This window comes from Aeromonas sp. 602396 (assembly GCF_049173735.1).
In the GTDB taxonomy this organism is placed as follows: Bacteria; Pseudomonadota; Gammaproteobacteria; order Enterobacterales; family Aeromonadaceae; genus Aeromonas; species Aeromonas veronii_A.
This window is the reverse complement of sequence record NZ_JAAKSD010000010.1, coordinates 47,961-63,918: the sequence shown is the minus strand read 5'-3', so window position 1 is coordinate 63,918 and position 15,958 is coordinate 47,961. Positions and strand designations below refer to the sequence as shown.

General features: G+C 62.0%; 16 protein-coding genes. All 16 read right to left on the bottom strand.

Going from position 1 to position 15,958, the window contains the following annotated elements; genetic code table 11:
• Positions 1-2 precede the first annotated feature (2 nt).
• The 16 genes from G5229_RS13095 to pspA all read right to left on the bottom strand — a co-directional run bounded on the left by G5229_RS13095 (position 3) and on the right by pspA (position 15,857).
• Entirely contained in the window at positions 3-1,244 is a 1,242-nt protein-coding gene (locus tag G5229_RS13095; RefSeq protein ID WP_421209251.1) for a diguanylate cyclase domain-containing protein, read from the bottom strand.
• Positions 1,241-1,798, bottom strand: a complete 558-nt coding sequence (locus G5229_RS13090; RefSeq protein WP_421209250.1) for a YfiR family protein — start codon at positions 1,796-1,798, stop codon at positions 1,241-1,243. The genes G5229_RS13095 and G5229_RS13090 overlap by 4 nt, the downstream gene beginning before the upstream one ends.
• A 188-nt stretch (positions 1,799-1,986) precedes the next feature.
• A complete protein-coding gene (tyrR, locus tag G5229_RS13085; RefSeq protein ID WP_005333656.1) occupies positions 1,987-3,534 on the bottom strand; it encodes a transcriptional regulator TyrR in 1,548 nt (515 codons plus the stop codon).
• A 148-nt stretch (positions 3,535-3,682) separates the two neighbouring features.
• Entirely contained in the window at positions 3,683-4,021 is a 339-nt protein-coding gene (locus tag G5229_RS13080) for a 4a-hydroxytetrahydrobiopterin dehydratase (protein ID WP_042052889.1), read from the bottom strand.
• Between the two features lie 63 nt (positions 4,022-4,084).
• Positions 4,085-4,879, bottom strand: coding sequence for a phenylalanine 4-monooxygenase (gene phhA, locus G5229_RS13075; RefSeq protein ID WP_043824799.1), 795 nt, complete (start codon positions 4,877-4,879; stop codon positions 4,085-4,087).
• A 152-nt stretch (positions 4,880-5,031) separates the two neighbouring features.
• Positions 5,032-6,462 carry a gamma-aminobutyraldehyde dehydrogenase gene (locus tag G5229_RS13070; RefSeq protein WP_325793800.1) on the bottom strand — a complete coding sequence of 477 codons (1,431 nt, stop codon included), beginning with the start codon at positions 6,460-6,462 and terminating at the stop codon, positions 5,032-5,034.
• Positions 6,463-6,491: 29 nt separating this feature from the next.
• The gene (locus G5229_RS13065; RefSeq protein WP_005352644.1) at positions 6,492-7,319 is read right to left on the bottom strand and encodes an ABC transporter permease; all 828 of its coding nucleotides are present in this window, start codon (positions 7,317-7,319) and stop codon (positions 6,492-6,494) included.
• A 35-nt stretch (positions 7,320-7,354) separates the two neighbouring features.
• A complete protein-coding gene (locus G5229_RS13060) occupies positions 7,355-8,323 on the bottom strand; it encodes an ABC transporter permease (protein ID WP_421209249.1) in 969 nt (322 codons plus the stop codon).
• A complete protein-coding gene (locus G5229_RS13055; RefSeq protein ID WP_368209312.1) occupies positions 8,320-9,333 on the bottom strand; it encodes an ABC transporter ATP-binding protein in 1,014 nt (337 codons plus the stop codon). The genes G5229_RS13060 and G5229_RS13055 overlap by 4 nt, the downstream gene beginning before the upstream one ends.
• A 90-nt stretch (positions 9,334-9,423) precedes the next feature.
• Positions 9,424-10,569: an ABC transporter substrate-binding protein gene (locus G5229_RS13050; protein ID WP_139735155.1), complete on the bottom strand. Its 1,146-nt coding sequence runs from the start codon at positions 10,567-10,569 to the stop codon at positions 9,424-9,426.
• 197 nt (positions 10,570-10,766) lie between these two features.
• Positions 10,767-11,690 (bottom strand): LysR family transcriptional regulator, encoded by a 924-nt coding sequence (locus tag G5229_RS13045; protein ID WP_042083334.1) that lies wholly within the window; start codon positions 11,688-11,690, stop codon positions 10,767-10,769.
• 190 nt (positions 11,691-11,880) lie between these two features.
• Positions 11,881-12,912: a YcjF family protein gene (locus tag G5229_RS13040; RefSeq protein ID WP_139740384.1), complete on the bottom strand. Its 1,032-nt coding sequence runs from the start codon at positions 12,910-12,912 to the stop codon at positions 11,881-11,883.
• 65 nt (positions 12,913-12,977) lie between these two features.
• Positions 12,978-14,384 (bottom strand): YcjX family protein, encoded by a 1,407-nt coding sequence (locus G5229_RS13035; protein WP_204479488.1) that lies wholly within the window; start codon positions 14,382-14,384, stop codon positions 12,978-12,980.
• 145 nt (positions 14,385-14,529) lie between these two features.
• Positions 14,530-14,934, bottom strand: a complete 405-nt coding sequence (pspC, locus tag G5229_RS13030) for an envelope stress response membrane protein PspC (protein WP_005333670.1) — start codon at positions 14,932-14,934, stop codon at positions 14,530-14,532.
• On the bottom strand, positions 14,931-15,167 hold the full coding sequence (gene pspB, locus G5229_RS13025; protein ID WP_005333672.1) for an envelope stress response membrane protein PspB: 237 nt from the start codon (positions 15,165-15,167) through the stop codon (positions 14,931-14,933). The genes pspC and pspB overlap by 4 nt, the downstream gene beginning before the upstream one ends.
• Before the next feature lie 3 nt (positions 15,168-15,170).
• Entirely contained in the window at positions 15,171-15,857 is a 687-nt protein-coding gene (pspA, locus tag G5229_RS13020) for a phage shock protein PspA (RefSeq protein WP_005361184.1), read from the bottom strand.
• Between the last annotated feature and the right edge of the window lie 101 nt (positions 15,858-15,958).

Sequence of the window (15,958 nt, the reverse complement as noted above, 5' to 3'; positions counted from 1 at the left end):
ACTCACGCCGATTTGGCGGCCTCAACCTCCTCACGGCGTGTACGTTTTGCCAAATACATGGCTTTGTCTGCCAGCTCGCACAGCTCGCTGGCGCGGGTCCCGGGTTGATGGATGGCAAAACCGATGCTGATCCCTGCCACCAGTTGCTGTCCATCCCGCAATACCACAGGATCACTCATCGCCTGCTGAATGCGGTCGATCACCTCTTCCACATCCTGCCCCAGATGCACAGGTGTCAGCAGTATGGCGAACTCATCCCCCCCCAGCCGGCAGACCAGATCTCCGGGGCGCAGCTGATGCTGTACCCGCCGGGAGAGGGTCACCAGCACATCGTCACCGGCGTTGTGCCCCAGGGTGTCGTTAATCTGTTTGAAACGATCGCAATCGAGATAAAGCAGGGCGAACGGGGCCCCCCCCTCGCTTACCTCCCCAATGGCATGCTCGAGGCGAGCTTCGAATAACGCCCGGTTGGGCAACCCGGTCAACGCATCATGGGTCGCCTGGTGGAGCAGACTGGCGTTCTCCCGCGCCTGATGAGCCTGCCAGGCTTGCAGCTCATCCAGCAGGGCGTTGAAATCCTCTCCCAGTTCATTGAGCTCGACGATATCGGCCGGTGGCGCCCGCATCCCCAGAGTGCGTTGTCGACGCACCGAGTGGGCGACCTGTGCCAGTTGTCGCAGTGGCGAGGTGATCGCGACCTGCATCCGCCCGGCGACATAGAAGGCGCCCATCACACTCAACACCAGGCAAATCACCATCACCAGCAGCACCGAGAGCAAGAACAGCAACAGATACTCGCCATGACCGCGCAGCTCTATGGTGGCAATCAGCTCACCGCCCCGCAGCATGGGATAGGTGACCGGCCCCGGTAACAGCAGGCGGGCAAGATAATCTTCGACTGTGGCCAGCGGATTGCTGACGGGACGAACCCATTTAGCGAGCTGTTGACCATTGGCCAGCACGATACTGGCTTCGGCCACCTCCTCATGGGCGACAATACCGCCAAGCGCCTCGCTCGCTGCCTCTTCATCGTGGAACACCACCGCAGCCTCGGCGCTGTAGCTGATGGCGCGGGCCACCAGCTCCAGATTGTGATCGGCGTAGAAGCGTACTACCAGCAAAGCAACCAGGGTAAAGAAGAGTCCCGCCACGCTGACGGCCGTGATGGCGGCCACCAGATGGGTTCGCCCCAGGCTCTGACGTAGGGTCGGACGACGGGGATCCGCGCTGACCTGTCGTCTCATGGGACCCCCTTGTCGGCACGGGCCAGCTTGAGCACAGCGGGATGTACTCGTACGCCGCTCAGGGCCAGGGCATCGAGGTTCACTTTAAACCGCACTCGCACGCTGTCCGGCGAGGTCTGCAGGCAGAACACCGAGCTGGTGGAACAGTCGTGGTTGTATTCGCTGATGCTGAGCACTGAATGACCCTGCAAGCGCGCAAACAACGCAATCCGGGTCGGCTCGTCGACGACTCCGAGATAGAGCACATCGCAATTATCACTGATGGCCGGATCACTCGCGTCGTAGCGATTGACCTGCACGGCACGGCCATTGGCCTGACGATCGATGGTAAAGAGGGCTCCGGCATACTCCGTCGGCGCCGCCACACATAGGCGCAGCACCGCAGGCTCGGTGGGCCAGCGAGTGTAACTCAGGATATCGAGCACCAGCTCCCTGACCGCCGTCGCCCGGCTCTCTGCGGCCGTTTCCGCCAGCGCGCGGGGCAACAGCAGGCCAAACGCAACCAACAGGAGCGCCAGACGGGCAGTTAAACGGGGGGAAAAGAGTAACAGCATGATCGGGAAGTGGCCGCCTTGACAACACCGCTGCAGTGGCATAGCGGTTCGGGTACATGTATCCAGATAGTAAGTTGGTGGACACTGGCCTGACAAGTCTCCCGAAGCCCTCCCGCCCGGAAGCCGTGTAAAGAAAACAGAGAGCCCGTCTGGTGACGGGCTCTCTGTTGGCTGGCATCCGGAACAACTTACTTCTTGCTGATGCCATATTCCCGCAGCTTGTTGGCGATGGCGGTATGCGACACACCCAGGCGTTTGGCCAGCTGACGGGTCGACGGGAAGGCGGGATAGAGCCGGGCCAGCAGCTGGCTCTCGAAGCGCTTCACCGCATCGTCGAGATTCCCCTCAAACCACTCGTCGATCAGCGGCATGGTATCGGCCGCCACCGGCAGGTCGATCTGCTCAGGCCCCAGCTCATCCCCTTCCAGCAGGGTCATGGCGCGGTAGAGACAGTTGCGCAGCTGACGCACGTTGCCCGGCCAGCGGTAGGCGGTCAGGTAGTCGGCCATGTTGCGGGTAAAGCGCGGACGGGGTCGCTGCAACTCGCTGGCAAAGCGGGAGACAAACTGCTGGGCCAGCACCATGATGTCTGCCTTGCGCTCGCGCAGGGGGGGCAGCGCCAGACTGAGCACGTTGAGGCGATAGTAGAGATCCTCGCGGAAGGTTCCTTCGTGCACCAGATCCAGCAACTGCTTCTGGGTGGTGCAGATGAAACGCACGTTGACCTTCACCTCTTGCTCGTCACCGACCCGGCGGAACACCCCATCCTGCAGCACCCGCAAAAACTTGGTCTGCAGATGGGGAGACATGTCGCCAATCTCGTCCAGCATCAGGGTGCCGCCGCTCGCCAGCTCCAGCACGCCGCGCTTACCCTCGGTGTTGTTGCCAAAGGCGCCGGGGGCATAACCAAACAGCTCGCTCTCGGCCACGTTATCGGGCATGGCGGCGCAGTTGAGGGCCATAAAGGGGTGGCTGGAGCGCAGGCTGGCACCGTGACAGGCACGGGCCAGCAGCTCCTTGCCGGTACCGGTCTCACCGACAATCAGCAGCGGCGCGTCCTGCATCGCCAGTTTTCGCGCTTGCGACAGTACCTCTTTCATCTTGGGGCTCTCGGCCTGCAGATGCTCGAAGCCCCCCACTTCCACCGCATGAAGCGCGCTGAAGTGCAGGCCGACCCGACGGGCAGATTTGAGCACCACCACGGCACCGGCCAGCGCCTGCTTGCCGCGGGCTTCTGCAACGAACAGCGGCATCAGATCTGCCAGATACTCTTCGCCATTGAAACTGAGCTTGCAGGTCTGCGGCTTGATCTCGCTCGCCTCCAGCCAGCGGGTGAAGGAGAAACCCTTAACCAGCGAACCGAGCGCCACGCCGCGCACCTCCTCCACCGGCAAGCCGAGGGTGGTGAGGGCCGACTGGTTGGCCTGGGTCACCTTGCCCTTGCTGTCGAGGGAGAAGACCAGATCCGGCAGCGCCTTGAGCAGCGCCTCGATTTCGTGGTGCTCTCGCTCGGAAGGCATGTAGGGGATGGTCTTTACGTCGTAGACGCCGGGAATGCGGCGGATCTCCGGCATCAGGTGCTGAAAATCACTGAACTCCAGCTCGGGAAAGTTGAGATAGATGATGCCTGAGGTATCGATTTCGATGCCGCGCAGATCGATATTGTGCTCCACCAGGCGGTCGAGCAGTTCCCGGGTCAGGCCCAGGCGGTCTTCACAGCTGACTTCAAGACGCATTCGGGACACACTTCCTAGCTAACTCTATGAATGAGCGGATAATACAGTCTCGATCCCCCCAGTGCGAGCGCCAGCCCATAAAAATGCGGGCCCGCCCCGCTTTCGCAGGCAGGCCCGGGTCAACCGATGACGCTGGTGTGGGGCGCCATTACCGGAGCAACTGATCGGTACGCGCCGCCATGATGAAGTCGTTACGATGCAAGCCGCCGATCTTGTGGGTCCACCAGCTGACGGTCACCTTACCCCACTCGGTCAGAATGGCCGGATGGTGGAACTCCGCCTCCGCCAGCTCGCCCAGGCGGTTGGTAAAGGCCAGCGCCTCCTTGAAGTTGCGAAACGTAAATTCCCGCCGCAGTTGCAGCGCCCCCTCCTCCACCAGCGGCTGCCAGTCGGGAATAAGCTGCATCAGCTCACGCAGCTCCTCATCGCTCACCTTGGGGGCATCGGCGCGACACGCTTCACACTGTTGGCTGGCCAGTTCGGACATGGGTTACTCCTGCTTGAATTAATGAAAAATTAATGAAAATGAAATAGGGTTGTTTGCTTTTGGTCAGCTCGCCTGTTTGCCAGCGGGAACCTCAAAACGTGGCGGATAGAGGCCAAGCCGACTGGCCTCCGCCAGAGCAGCCATGATCTCCTCCCCGGTCAGCTGGTAGAGATGATCGAGACTCGGCAGCACAAAATAGGTGGGCTGCATGATGTCGATGCGATACGGGGTGCGCAGCACAGTCAGTAGATCGAAGGGTTGCAGCAGCGGTTTGCCACAGAGGGCATAGGCGGTCTCGCCGATGGAGGAGAGAATACCGCCGCCGTAGATACGTAGCCCGTCCGGCGTTGCCAAGAGGCCAAACTCCACGGTGAACCAGTAGAGACGGGCCAGAAAGACCCGCTGCTCCTTGCTCGCCTGCTGGCCAAGCTGGCCATAGAGGTGGGTGAAGTGGGCAAAGGCCGGATTGGTCAGCATGGCGCAGTGGCCAAAGATCTCGTGAAAGATATCGGGCTCTTGCAGGTAGTCGAGCTCGTCCCGGCGCCGGATAAAGGTCGCCACCGGAAACTGGCGATTGGCCAGCAGGGCGAAGAAGCGATCGAACGAGATAAGCGCGGGCACCGCCGCCACCGACCAGCCGGTCGCAGGCTGCAAGACGGCGTTGATCTCGGCCAGCTGGGGGATGCGATCACGGGGCAGCCCCAGTCTGTCGAGACCGGCCAGATATTCGTTACACCCCTTGCCATCGAGGGCGGCGAACTGGCGTTCGATCAGGATCTGCCAGGTGCCATGCTCCTCGTTGCTGTAGTGGATCACCCCGTCAGCATCCGGCTGGTGGGCGGTGTAAAAGGTTGCCATAGCGGTTCCATCCTCTGGCGCCACATCAGGCGCCTTGCCGTTTCATCACGACTTCACTGTAACGAAATGGCAACAAAAAAAGCAGCCGACCCATGAGTCGGCTGCCTGAAACAGTTGTAAATAAATTGTGACAACCCGCTAACCAATCCCCACTACAGCTTGACCATGATATGGCGCGGCACAGTGTAATCCTCCAGCGCATAGAGGGAGAGATCCTTGCCGTAACCCGACATCTTCATGCCGCCGTGGGGCATCTCGGAGGTGAGCATGAAGTGGGTATTGATCCAGGTGCAGCCATATTGCAGGTGGCTGGCCACCTTGCTGGCGAGGCTCAGATCTTTGGTCCAGACCGACGAGGCGAGGCCATAGTCCGAGTCGTTGGCCCACTGCACCACCTGCTCGGCATCGTTGAAACGGGTCACCGACACCACAGGGCCAAACACCTCGCGGCGCACGATCTCATCCTCCTGACGGGCCCCGACAATCAGGGTCGGCTCGAAGAAGAAGCCGTTGCTTGGGCGGATCTTGCCCCCCGCCGTCACCTCCACATGACCGCTGCTCTGGGCCCGCTCGACAAAGCTGGCGACCCGGTTGCGCTGTCTGTCCGAAATAAGCGGCCCCATCTCCACCCCCTCCTCGTACTGGCTTCCCACCTTGATGGAGGCCACCGCATCGGTCATGGCGGCGACGAACTTGTCGTAGATCTTGCCCTGGGCATAGATACGGCAGGCGGCGGTGCAATCCTGGCCTGCGTTGTAGAAACCGAAGGTGCGAATGCCCGCCACCACCGCCTCCAGATCCGCATCGTCGAAAATGATGACCGGCGCCTTGCCTCCCAGCTCAAGGTGGGTGCGCTTCATGGTGCGGGCGGCGCTCTGCAGGATCTTCTGGCCGGTGGCGATATCGCCGGTGAGCGACACCATCCGCACCAGCGGGTGCTCCACCAGCGGCGCCCCCACGCTTTCGCCTCGCCCGCAGATGACGTTGATAACGCCACGGGGGAAGATCTCGCTGGCCAGTTCGGCAAGGCGTAAAGCAGTGAGCGGGGTCTGCTCGGAGGGTTTGAGCACCACCGTATTGCCCGCCGCCAGCACCGGCGCCATCTTCCAGGCCGCCATCATCAGCGGGTAGTTCCAGGGGGCGATACTGCCCACAACACCTATGGGGTCGCGGCGGATCATGCTGGTGTGCCCCTCGAGATACTCCCCCGCCAGCGGCCCTTGCAGGCAGCGGGCCGCCCCGGCAAAGAAGCGGAAGCAGTCCACCACCGCGGGCAGCTCGTCGTTGAGCACTGCCAGATAGGGTTTGCCGCAGTTGAGGGATTCGAGCGCCGCGAACTCCTCGGCGTGGCGCTCGACGAGATCCGCCAGACGCAGCAGCAGGTTGCTGCGGCTTGCCGGGGTGGTGCGGCTCCACTGGGCGAAGGCGCGCTGGGCACCGTTCACCGCCCGGTTCACCTGTTCGAACGAGGCTTCGGGCACGGCGGCGATCTGTTCGCCGTTGGCCGGGTTGAGAATGGGTTCGGCCTGCCCCTCGCCGGTCACAAACTGGCCATCAATCAAGAGTTGGGTAGAGAGTTTCATGGTTGCATCCTTGCGCACGCGTTGAGTCATCATTTGCCACTGCCAGCGACATCATGGGTGTCGCGAGTGAGGTAGTAGGCAAGCAAAATAGGGATAGTGGTGAAGGCCACTATGATGAGGGCCACCACGTTGGTGACCGGCCTGTCACGGGGACGGATCAGCTCCTGATACATCCAGATGGGCAGGGTGGTCTGCTGGCCCGCCGTAAAGGTGGTGACGATCACTTCGTCAAAACTCAGGGCAAAGGCCAGCATGCCCCCCGCCAGCAGCGCCGTGGCCAGATTGGGCAGGATCACGTAGCGCAGGGTCTGGAAGCCGTCTGCCCCGAGATCCATCGACGCCTCGATGAGGCTCTGGTTGGTGCGGCGAAAACGGGCCAGCGCATTGTTGTAGACCACCACCACACAGAAGGTGGCGTGGCCGATAACGATGGTCCAGAAGCTGAACGGGATCTCCATCAAGCCGTAGGCAGAGCGCAGCGCGATACCGGTGACGATACCGGGCAGCGCGATGGGCAGCACCAGCAGCAGTGACACCACCTCCTGACCGAAGAAGCGGCTGCGAGCAATGGCCCCTGCTGCCAAGGTGCCGAGGATCATGGCCGCCAGTGTCGCCAGCCCCGCGACCTCCAGTGACAGCTGGATGGCACGCCACACATCGGGGCGATTGAGGGTCACCTCGAACCACTTGAGGGTGAGCCCGGGGGGCGGAAACTGGTAACTCTTGCTCTCGCTGGTGAAGGCGTAGAGGAAGATAAACAGAATGGGAAAGTGCAGGAACAGAAGGCCACCGATGGCGGCGTACTTGAGCAGCCCCGAAGGGCGCTCTCCCTGACGGCTCACTGAGCTAGCTGACATGACGGCCTCCTTGCTGCCGGTTCAAAGCGATTGATTCAAAGCGCATCAAAAGCCCCCAGTCTTTTCGCAATCGCCAGATAGATGGCGATGATAAGGATCGGCACCAGCGAGAAGGCGGCGGCAAAGGGCAGATTGCCCGCCGTTCCCTGCTGCATGTAGACCACCTGACCGATATACATGGTCGAGTTGCCGATGATGCCGGGGATGATGTAATCACCGAGGGTCAGCGAGAAGGTGAAAATGGAGCCCGCCACCACACCGGGCAACGCCAGCGGCAGGATCAGGTTGCGAAAGGTCTGGGCGGGTGTCGCCCCCAGATCGCTGCTCGCCTCCAAGAGGGATCGCGGTATACGCTCCACCGCCGCCTGAATGGGCAGGATCATGAAGGGCAGCCAGACATAGACGAACACGATAAAGGTGCCGAGCCGCGAGAAGGAGAGCGACGGGCCACCTATCACCGGCAAGGAGAGGATGGCATCGAGCAGCCACTCCAGCCCCATGCTGTCGGCCAGCCAGCTCACTACCCCCTCCTTGGCCAAAACAAGCTTCCAGGCGTAGACCCGCACCAGATAGCTGGACCAGAGCGGCAGCATGATCCCTACATAGAACAGCGCCCGGGTCTTGCCACTGGTGTAGCGTGCCATGTAGTAGGCCACCGGAAAACCGAGCAGGGCACAGGCCAGGGTCACCAGCAGCGACATGCCGACGGTGCGGCCGATCACATCCAGATTCTCCGGTCGCAGCAGGGCGACGAAGTTTTGCAGGCCCAGCTCGTGGCGCACCTGACCGCTGAACTCGTCCAGCCCGAACAGAGAGTTGGAGAGCAGCATCAGCAAGGAGCCGACATAGATGATGCCGAGCCACAGCAGCGGCGGCCCCAGCAGGATCGCCAGCAGCAGGCCGGGTCGACCATAGAGCAGGGTCGAGAGGCGCCGCAGCGGCCTGAAACGGGCAGGTTCGGGCTGATGGTTCATGGCAAGACTCGCACTGTGAGGGGTACTCATGGCAGAGCCCCTTGATGGGCGGCGCTCAGGCGATGGATGGCCTGCTCCGGCCAGCTGAGGCTGACCCTGCTGCCACGGGCCAGACGGGCCTGCCCCTCATTGGGGTGGTTGACGATGATCTCGAGCTGCTCCCCGAGATCAACCCGATAACGGACGAAGGGGCCCAGATACTCCACCTCGCGGATCTCTCCCGACCAGCCCGGCGCACCCGCCTCAGCGAGCCGGATCCGCTCCGGGCGCACCATCATCTGGCTGCCGTCACCGCACAGCCGTCTGGCCTGCTCCCCTTCGAACAGATTGACGGTGCCGACAAAGCGGGCCACAAACGGCGTCGCCGGAGCGTCGTAGATGGTATCGGGGGCGGCTATCTGCTCAATCTTGCCCTGACTGAAGATGCAGATCCGGTCGCTCATGGAGAGCGCCTCCTGCTGATCGTGGGTGACGAAGATAAAGGTGATGCCCAACTGGCGTTGCAGCGCCTTGAGCTCAAGCTGCATCTGCTCGCGCAGTTTGAGATCGAGGGCCCCCAGCGGCTCGTCCAGCAGCAGGATGCGTGGCTGGTTGATAAGCGCCCGGGCGATGGCGATGCGCTGGCGCTGGCCGCCGGAGAGCTGGCTCGGGCGGCGCTTGCCGACCCCGGGCAGTCGCACCAGCTCCAGCATCTCGTCCACCTTGCGGTAACGCTGTGCCTTGGCGACCCCCTTGAGCATCAGGCCATAGCCGATGTTGTCGCGCACATCCATGTTGGGAAACAGGGCATAGTCCTGAAACACGGTGTTGAGGTTGCGATCATAGGGCGGCACGGTGGAGCAGGGTTCGCCAAACAGGCGGATCTCCCCGTCACTCGGGTACTCGAAGCCCGCGATCATCCGCAGGCAAGTGGTCTTGCCGGAACCGCTCGGCCCCAGCAGGGTAAAGAATTCCCCGGAGGGGATCTGGAAAGAGATGTCATCGACCGCCTTCACCTCGCCATAGTGGCGGCTGACCCGGTCAAATTGTACGGCGTTCATGGGGCGTCCTTGTCTGTGCTGGGATGGGCCGGACTCCTGTCCGGCCCGCTTGATTATCCGCTCTCGGCAGTCATGCAGAGTCGGAGCGCCTTAGCGACCGCCCAGAATGGCGATATAGTCGGAGACCCAGCGGTAATAGGGCACGCAAGTTCCCTGGCTCTTGCACTGGGAGACCGGAGTGCGCCAGAAGCGAACCCGATCGAAGTTGTCGATACCGTTGGTTTTGCACCCGGTCGGGCCCAGCAGGGCATTGCCTTCGCAGGCGGCAGGCACTACAGGCACCGAGCCAAACCAGGCGGCGAGATCCCCCTGCAGCTTGTTGCTCAGGGAGTGCTCCAGCCACTTGTAAGCGCAGGTGAGGTTCTTGGCATCGCTGTGCACCATGCTGGTATCGGCCCAACCGGTCACTCCCTCTTTCGGCACAGTGGTGGCGATGGGCTGCTTGTCGGCAATCAGGGCATTGGCCTGGAACGGCCAGGAGCCTGACGCAACCACCCCTTCGTTCTTGAAGTCATCGATCTGGACGAAGGCATCATGCCAGTAGCGTCCCACCAGCTGGCGCTGCGTGCGCAGCAGATCGAGGGAGGCCTTGTACTGCTCCTCGTTCAGCTCGTAAGGGTCTTTGATGCCCAGGGCGGGCTGATGGGTCATCAGATAGAGGGCGGCATCGGCGATGTGGATCGGGCCGTCAAAGGCCTGCACCCGCCCCTTGTTGGACTTGCCATCCGCCAGGATCTGCTCCTCGAACACCACGTTCCAGGAGTCCGGTGCCTTGGGGAACACCTTGGTGTTGTACATCAGGATATTGCCGCCCCACTGGTAGGGCACGCCATAGTGCTTGCCATCCACAGTGTGCCAGGGGGCATTTTGCAGCCGGGGATCAATCTTGCTGTAACTCGGGATGAGCGCCAGATTGAGCGCCTGCACCTTGCCACCGGCAATCAGACGCAGACTGGCATCGCCGGAGGCGGTCACCAGATCGAAGCCCCCCTCGTTCATCAACGCCACCATCTCGTCCGAGGTGGCCGCCGTTTTGACGTTCACCTTGCAGCCGGTCTCTTTCTCGAAGCCGGTCACCCAGTCGTAGTTCTTGTCGGTCTCGCCACGCTCAACGTAGCCAGCCCAGGCCACGATATTGAGCTGGCCTTCACCCTTGCCGAGCTCGGTCGGGGCAGCCTGGGTCTGGCCTGCCAGCAGCGCCGGAACAAGAGCCAGCATCAGAGGGGTCAATTTCATCATGCACTCCTTGCATTGTGTTGACTTGCATCAGGTGAAGGAACGCCACCATAGGCGTTAACATCCTGTTAACCAGCAATGAGCTTAGGGGAGTGGCAATACGATGAATATTTCAATTTTTGGTGGCTCAGGTATCAGCTAAATCGATATCGAGTGCAGATGAATCTGATTTTTGGTGGCTACCCCGCAAGAGATGGCTAGCGAGGGAGCGCCTGACGGGCCCGCAACCGGCTCTGATCCCGCGCAATATCGATAAATTCCCGCGCCGTCCAATCCAGCCGAGAGCCACGGCGCCACACCAGCCCGATATCGATGGCGGGAATGGGCTCCTTGATGGAGCGCGCCTCGACCCGCTCCTGCTCCAGCGACCAAGGGCGATAGGCAAAATCGGGCAGCAGGGCGACCCCGAGCTGACTCGCCACCAGACTGCGCACCGCCTCCACCGACGCGGTGCGCAGTACGATGCGGGGGGAGATGCCGTAGCGGCGCAGGCCGCCACCGATGATCTGATCGAGCTGATCGGCGGTCAGCGAGATCATCGGCTCCTCCCCCAGCGCGGTGAGCGAGAGGGTCGACTCGGCGCAGAGCGGGTGGTTGGCGGCCAGCCAGAGCCGCAGCGGCGAACGGGTCAGCAACTCGGTATCAAACGCCTCTTGCCGGATGGTGCGGTTGGTCATCAGGATCCCCACATCCACCTCGCCGTTGACGATCTGGTGCTCCAGAAAAGGCTGTTCATCCTCCTTCACCTCGATCTGTACCGCCGGAAAGGCACGGCGAAAGCGGCCAAGCGCCTCTGAGAGGTAGTAACCCGCCACCAAGGTGGTCACGCCGATGGTGAGTCGCCCCTGATCCTGCTGGGCCACCGCTTTGAGGGAGTGGCTCGCCTCGGTCATGGCGCCGAGAATGCGGCGGGCGTGGAGCAAAAACTGGTGCCCCTGAGTGGTGAGGGTGACGCCGCGCGGATTGCGCTCGAATAGCGGGGCGCCGAGCTCGGTCTCCAGCTCGCGAATGGCGCTGGTGACCGCCGACTGGGAGATATGCAACTCGGCGGCGGCACGACTCACTGAGAAGCTGTCGGCCACGGCCACAAAATAACGGATCTGGCGAAAGGTAAAGTTCATCGGGCATCCTTGCCGATTGGTACTATTGGTGTGATTGGTAAGATTGACTGCCAGCTTAACCGTAAACGGGCGTCTCGCCAAAACCGGGCACTGCTGCCAACTCAATGATCTGCCGATTAAAACCATGCCCCTGCGGCTTGGCGAGCACGACAGGGGCATGGGTCATCGCAGCAAGGTGCAGACAGGGCTATCAGGATTTGTTGAGATACCCCGCCAGCTGGCCGATCAGCCGCTTGCGCAGCTCGCCGAGTTTGGGTTTCTCGTCCGCACACCAGGGCAGCGGGCGGCACGCCTCTATGGTGCGCAGGCCAAGGCGAGCGGTGAGCAGCCCGGCCCCCACCCCTTGTGCGGCGCGGGCAGAGAGCTTGGCGGCAAACTCGGCGCCCAGCAAGTCCATCCCCACCTCGGTCACCAGCTCGGTGGCACCGGCGTAGAGCATGTTGCGAAACACCTGACGAATAAGGCGAATACGGCTCCAGTAGCCAAGTTCGATGGCATAGACATCGGCGATATCTTCGATCATCCGCAGGTTGCGCCACAGCATCAGCATCATGTCGACGGTGGCGAGCGGGCTGAGCGCCACCAGCACGGCGGCCTCCCCCGACCATTTGGCCACCCGCGCCTGCGCCAGCTTGTCGCGTTCGCTCAATACCAGCTGACTGTAAAGGGTCAGCACCTCCCGATCGCTGTGGCTCTCGTCGAGCTGGGCCAGCCAGGTTTGATACCCCTCGCGCCCCTTGTCGCCACTTTTGACCGCCAACCCTTCGCAAAAGGCCTGCCCCTGCCCGACTCCCTGATGGGCCAGCAGATCTTCTGCCCGCGAGCGCACATCCTGGCGCCGCTTGAGGGTGCGCAGCCGCAGCCACTCGCGCCCCACCACGCTGGCGGTCCCCGCCGCCACCAGCGCCGAGGCCGCCAGCCAGGCGCTGCCCCAGAGCGGGGTGGTGAGGAATTGATCGTAAAGAAAGGCGCCATACTGGCCCAACGAGAGCAGACCGACTGCCCCAAGCCCCCAAGCCAGCAGCCGATGGCGGCGGCGCGGTTTGCTGACGAGGGCGCTCTCCACCTCGGTGAACTCGTCCAGCTCGTCGAGGCGCTCGAAGCTCGCCTCCTCCAGCCGCTGGGCCGGTGCGGGCGGTCGCTCGTCACTGGCCACCGTCAAGGCTGGCTCAAGGATCACCTTGCCCTGCAACGGTGGCCGCTCTTTTATCTGATCGTTCATCGCCTTATTCTCCTGAAAACAGTCTCCTGCGGGCGGCGCAGGAAACAAACCCGAGCCGCACACCGTTATTCGAGGTGATCCCCGAGCAGAAACTCCAGCGCCGCATCGAGCCGGATATGGGGCAGCGCCTGATGGGCGCTCATGGGCATGGGGCGAAACGCCTGAAAATCAAAGCCCTGACTGTTCCACCACTGCGCGGGCGGAATATGGGGCGGCACTTCACCCGGGAACAGCAGCAGCGGCTCACCGCTCAGACTGGTGCCGCGGATGGCGGGGAACTCGCGGCCATTGGCCACCCCCTTGCCCACTTCGGTCGCCTTGATGGCGGCAAGCGCCAAGCACTCAGTGGTGATCCCCTCAAAACGGGCTTGGCCGCGGCCGCTGCGCACCAGATGCTGCAGCAGTGAGACCATGGGCGCATGTTGTTCGGGGGTGACGTGATCGGCCTTGCTCGCCACAAACAGCAGCTTGTCGATACGGGGCGAGAAGAGTCGCCGCCACCAGTTGCTCTTGCCGTAGGCAAAGCTCTCCATGATGCGGGCGATGGCCTGCTGCATATCGCCAAAGCTGGCTGCCCCTGCGTTAAGCGGCTGCAGGCAATCCACCAGCACGATCTGGCGATCAAAGCCGGCAAAGTGCTGCTCATAAAAACCCTGCACCAGATGCTGTTTGTACTGCTCGAAGCGCTGCTTGAGAGTGGCGTAAAGAGTGCCATCGGCGGGATCGCTGGCAGGCATCTCCCACACCCAGGGGACAAATTGCAGCATGGGGGCACCGGCATACTCCCCCGGCAACACGAAGCGACCGGGTTGAATAAGGTGCAATCCCAGCTCCTGTTTGCAGGCATGCAGATAGGTGGTGTAGCGCTCGGCCAGCTCAGCCACCGGCCGCTCTTCGAAGCGCTGATCGACCTGCCACCCGGGTGTCAGCCAGCTGGCGGCAAGTGCCTGCAGCTCTGGGCGACGAAGCTGCTCGCGCACCTGTTCGCTCCACTGCTCGTAGCTCATCTCAAGGAGCGGCAAGTCGAGCAGCCACTCCCCGGGGTAGTCCACCAGATCCACGTAGAGGGTGGAGATCTCCCCCAGATGCTTGCGCAGAGGATGACGGGTGCGATAGCGAATTTCGAGACGCACTTCGGCCACGCCGCGGGTGGGCTCGGGCCAGGCTGGTGGAACGCCAAACAGGGAGTCGAGGCCACGTTCGTAGGCAAAGGTGGGAATGTGGGCATTGAGCTGCGGCACCCGGCGGGCGCCGAGGATACGCCCCTGACGCAGGGCATCCCACAACGGCAAACGGCCGTCGATGGCCGCGTGTTCCAGCTGGTTGACCAGTGCCGTGATAAAGGCGGTCTTGCCGCTGCGAGAGAGGCCGGTCACCGCCAGCCGGATATGGCGATCCCGCACCCGGTTCACCACGTCGTTCGCCTTGTGTTGCAGGCGAGTCAACTTCTGTTCCAGTTTATTGAGTATCAAGGCTTGATCCGTTCTCCCTTGGTGGTTGCATCCGGCGTGATTGGCCGTGCGAGAGGTCGACCGCTTATCCACGTCTGGATAGTTGTCGTCGATGGTGGATCATCACAGAAGATTCCACCATCGACATTGAGTGTTTTGGCAAGCACTACAGCTTGCGAAACTCCCGCTGCAGGGTGAACTCCCTGGAGGTCACCAGCTTCTCGATCCGCTGAACTCTGGGCTCCAGCGCGTCAAGTTCCTGCGCGATGCGGCCCAGCGCCTGATGAGGGGTGATCCCCGCCTGCCAGCTGCGCGCTTTCATCCGCACCTCGGCAAAGTCGGCATCCTCTTGCGAGTAGAGGGTGACCGGCTTTTTATCGAGCAGGAACCAGGCAGCGATATAGGCGGTGAAGGTGATGAAACCGGCGAAGATAAGGCCACTGATGGCGAGCAGCCGCACGATCCAGGTCTCCACCCCGAAATACTCTGCCAAACCGGCACAGATCCCGGCTATCTTGCCGCGCTGGGGATCGCGATAGAGGTTACGCCCTTCACGACTGACACTGCTCATACCTTGTTCCTCCAACCGGGTACTTCCGCGTCCAGAATCGACTCCAGCGCGCCCACTCGCTCCTGCATCTTCTCGGTGCGAGCCAGCAGCCCTTGCAGCTGTTCCCGCTCGCTATCGGCAAGACCGGCGCCAATCCGCCCCTTGGCACGATAGTGCAGCACCAGCCAGATGGGGGCCACCACCACCATGAAGACCACCATGGGAACCATCAATACGCCCAGCAGATCTTCCATCTGTTACTCCCCCTGTTTGCCTTCGCTTTTGCTGTCGCCCTGACCCAGCTTCTGGCGCATGGCTTCCAGCTCACGGCTTATCTGATCGTCCACTTCCAGCTCGGCAAACTGCTGCGCCAGCGCCTTGTCGGACTGACCCAGATCGGCGCGCGCTTCCATTTCGTCGATGCGACGCTCCATCCGCTCAAACTTGCTCACCACAGCCTGGCTCTCGCCACGGGCTACCTGGCTCTGCACATTGAGACGGCTGCTGGCCGCTTCGGTGCGAATGGCCATCGCCTTTTGACGGGCGCGGGCATCTTCCAGCTTGGCTTCGAGCTGGCGGATCTCCTCACCCAGCTTCTCGATACCGCTGTCGACCGCTTGCTGCTCGCGGTAGAGGGTCTCTGACAACTCGGTCTGTTTCTTCTTCTCGATAAGGGCGGCGCGGGCCAGATCTTCACGCCCTTTGGTCAGGGCCAGCTCGGCCTTGGCTTGCCACTCGTCGACCCGCTCCTGATGACGGGCGACCTGACGACCAATCTCTTTCTGGCTGGCGAGGAAGCGGGCCAGATTGGAACGTTCCTTGACCAGCTCGTCCTCCATCTCCTGGATGATCAGGCGCACCATTTTCTGGGGATCTTCTGCCTTGTCGAGCAGAGCCGTCAGGTTGGAATTGATGATGTCGGCCAGACGGGAAAAAATACTCATGATTGCACTCCTGTTATTGGCATGGCGTTGTTTCTCCATTGACAATGGCAACTTGTGTGCCAATCTGGAACAAAATTTAACTTGTTGATTTATATGGGGCA

Excerpts from the sequence above, each read along its gene's own strand:
- G5229_RS13050 (WP_139735155.1), bottom strand. The coding sequence starts at position 10,569 with ATGAAATTGACCCCTCTGATGCTGGCTCTTGTTCCGGCGCTGCTGGCA.
- G5229_RS13095 (WP_421209251.1), bottom strand. The coding sequence starts at position 1,244 with ATGAGACGACAGGTCAGCGCGGATCCCCGTCGTCCGACCCTACGTCAG.
- pspA (WP_005361184.1), bottom strand. The coding sequence starts at position 15,857 with ATGAGTATTTTTTCCCGTCTGGCCGACATCATCAATTCCAACCTGACG.
- G5229_RS13080 (WP_042052889.1), bottom strand. The coding sequence starts at position 4,021 with ATGTCCGAACTGGCCAGCCAACAGTGTGAAGCGTGTCGCGCCGATGCC.
- G5229_RS13065 (WP_005352644.1), bottom strand. The coding sequence starts at position 7,319 with ATGTCAGCTAGCTCAGTGAGCCGTCAGGGAGAGCGCCCTTCGGGGCTG.
- G5229_RS13060 (WP_421209249.1), bottom strand. The coding sequence starts at position 8,323 with ATGAGTACCCCTCACAGTGCGAGTCTTGCCATGAACCATCAGCCCGAA.
- phhA (WP_043824799.1), bottom strand. The coding sequence starts at position 4,879 with ATGGCAACCTTTTACACCGCCCACCAGCCGGATGCTGACGGGGTGATC.
- pspB (WP_005333672.1), bottom strand. The coding sequence starts at position 15,167 with ATGGAAGATCTGCTGGGCGTATTGATGGTTCCCATGGTGGTCTTCATG.
- G5229_RS13055 (WP_368209312.1), bottom strand. The coding sequence starts at position 9,333 with ATGAACGCCGTACAATTTGACCGGGTCAGCCGCCACTATGGCGAGGTG.
- G5229_RS13070 (WP_325793800.1), bottom strand. The coding sequence starts at position 6,462 with ATGAAACTCTCTACCCAACTCTTGATTGATGGCCAGTTTGTGACCGGC.
- tyrR (WP_005333656.1), bottom strand. The coding sequence starts at position 3,534 with ATGCGTCTTGAAGTCAGCTGTGAAGACCGCCTGGGCCTGACCCGGGAA.
- G5229_RS13040 (WP_139740384.1), bottom strand. The coding sequence starts at position 12,912 with ATGAACGATCAGATAAAAGAGCGGCCACCGTTGCAGGGCAAGGTGATC.
- G5229_RS13090 (WP_421209250.1), bottom strand. The coding sequence starts at position 1,798 with ATGCTGTTACTCTTTTCCCCCCGTTTAACTGCCCGTCTGGCGCTCCTG.
- pspC (WP_005333670.1), bottom strand. The coding sequence starts at position 14,934 with ATGAGCAGTGTCAGTCGTGAAGGGCGTAACCTCTATCGCGATCCCCAG.
- G5229_RS13045 (WP_042083334.1), bottom strand. The coding sequence starts at position 11,690 with ATGAACTTTACCTTTCGCCAGATCCGTTATTTTGTGGCCGTGGCCGAC.